At 73.4% G+C, this 2,072-nt stretch carries 2 protein-coding genes; both read right to left on the reverse strand.

The annotated features are described in order from the left end of the window. Positions 1 to 1,099, reverse strand: a 1,099-nt coding sequence (locus IY392_RS17020) for an ABC transporter permease (protein ID WP_194861876.1), incomplete at its 3' end; no start/stop codon positions are given. Beyond that, on the reverse strand, positions 1,096 to 1,851 hold the full coding sequence (locus IY392_RS17025) for an ABC transporter ATP-binding protein (RefSeq protein WP_194861877.1): 756 nt from the start codon (positions 1,849 to 1,851) through the stop codon (positions 1,096 to 1,098). The genes IY392_RS17020 and IY392_RS17025, both read right to left, overlap by 4 nt. Positions 1,852 to 2,072 lie beyond the last annotated feature (221 nt).

The raw sequence follows: 2,072 nt of genomic DNA on the forward strand, positions 1-2,072 counted from the left end.
GGGCGTACGCGCCGGGCGGCACGGTGACCTCCTGGAGCGGGATCGTCACCCCGAGCCTCGGAGCCAGCCCCGTGGCCGCCGAGACCCCCGTCCGGCCCAGGGCCAGTCCGAGACCGGTGGCGAGGGCGGCCACCACCAGTGCCTCGGCAGCCCCGGACAGGCGCAGCTGCAGCCGCGAGGCGCCCAGGCAGCGCAGCAGCGCGCTCTCGCGGACGCGGGCGGCGAACACCACGGCGAAGGTCGTCGCGATCACCAGTGAGGCCACCGCCACGGCCAGGACGGTGAAGGCGAGCAGGGCCCGGGTATAGACGTCGCGGCCCCCCACGAACGACTCGGCGAGCGCCTCGGCCTCCGCGGCGCCGGTGGAGACCTCCACGGCCGAGGTCCCCGGGAGGGCGGAGAGGCGTTCGGCTATCCGTTCCGCGAGAACGGGGTCGGGCACCGAGCCGTCCCCGGCCACGCGAACGTCTCCGCCGGCGCCCCCCGCGGACCACTGCTGGATCTGTTCGTCGACGGTGTACAGCGGGAACGCGGCCTCGAGATCAGGCTGGCCCGACAGGTCGAACAGGCCCACCACCGTGACGGGGGAGGGATCGGAGCCGCCGGGCGGCCGGACCTCGAATGACGCGCCCAGGGGGATATCAGAGTCCGCGCGCACGGCCACCTCACCGGGCCCGTCGGGCAGTCTGCCGGAGGCCAGCCTCTGCCATCGCAGGTCGTCGTCGGCGGCCAGCGCCGTCGCCGTCGTCATCTGTTGGGCCCGTCCCTCCACACGGACCCGGACGTACGATCGCGTGTCGACCGTGGCCGCCCGGACCCCGGGAGTGGAGGCGATGGCCTCCAGGCCGAGCCGTTGCGCCTCCGCGGCCTCGGCGCGCCCGGCGTCGGAACCGGCGGAGGTGCGGTCGCCGAGGTTCTGCACGAGAACCGAGGTGCCCGCGTAGCGCAGGCCGAAGGTGGCGTCCGCGCTGGCCGAGATCGTGCGCAGGACACCCACCGAGGCCAGGACGAAGCCCACCGCGACGGCGATGGCCAGGACCGTGCCCAGGTAGCGGACCGCGTTCGCGCGGAGCTGGCCCAGGATCAGTCGGGGGTTCACGCGGTGGCCGCGCGCCGGCCGGCGAGCGTGCGCATGGCGGCGTCGACGGTGTCCTGGGTGGGGGAGCCGACCTCGTCGGCGATCCGCCCGTCGGCCAGGATCAACGCCGTGTCCGTGTGGGCGGCGGCGTGCGTGTCGTGGGTGACCATGACCACGGTCTGGCCGCTCTCCCGAGCGCACGCACCGAGCAGGCCGAGCACCGCCTCCCCGGATTCGGAGTCGAGGTTGCCGGTGGGTTCGTCGGCGAAGACCACGTCGGGCCGGGGGAGCAGTGCGCGGGCGATCGCCACCCGCTGCTGCTGGCCGCCCGAGAGTTCGTGCGGGCGACGACGCAGCAGGTCGCCGATACCGAGCTCGCCCGCCAGGGAGTCGAGCCGGGCGCGGTCCGGGCGGCGCAGCGTCATCCGGACGGGCAGGACGATGTTCTCGCGCACCGAGAGGGAGGGGACGAGGTTGAAGGACTGGAACACGAACCCGACCCTGGCCCGTCGCAGGCGCGTCCGACCGGCGTCGCCGAGGCGGGTGATGTCGGTCGACCCGATCGACACCGTGCCCTGATCAGGGGAGTCGAGTCCGGCCAGGCAGTGCATGAGCGTGGACTTGCCGCTGCCGGAGGGGCCCATGATCGCGGTCCACCGCCCCTTGTCCACCGTCACGTCCACGCCGTCGAGGGCCCTGACCTGCACCCGGCCGCGGGTGTAGGTCTTGCGCAGGCCGCGCGCCCGGATCGCGATCTCGGGGGGTGGGGTCACGAGGGTCCTTCCGTCGGGCACCGCGTCCGCACGTTCGGGCGTGGTGTCAGCCAGTTCGGGCGTGGCGTTCGCCGACGAGTGTATTGACCGGGCGACGCGCCGACTCGTGACACGCAACGCGGTAGGTGTGGCTCGTGTGACTAATGTGACGTATGGTGCTCTAGTGACTGGGCTGTCCCGGTCGTGCCCCGCCCCCGGACGACAAGGTGAATCCATGTTCC

It is taken from the genome of Dietzia sp. SYD-A1 (assembly GCF_015356725.1).
Taxonomy (GTDB): Bacteria; Actinomycetota; Actinomycetes; order Mycobacteriales; family Mycobacteriaceae; genus Dietzia.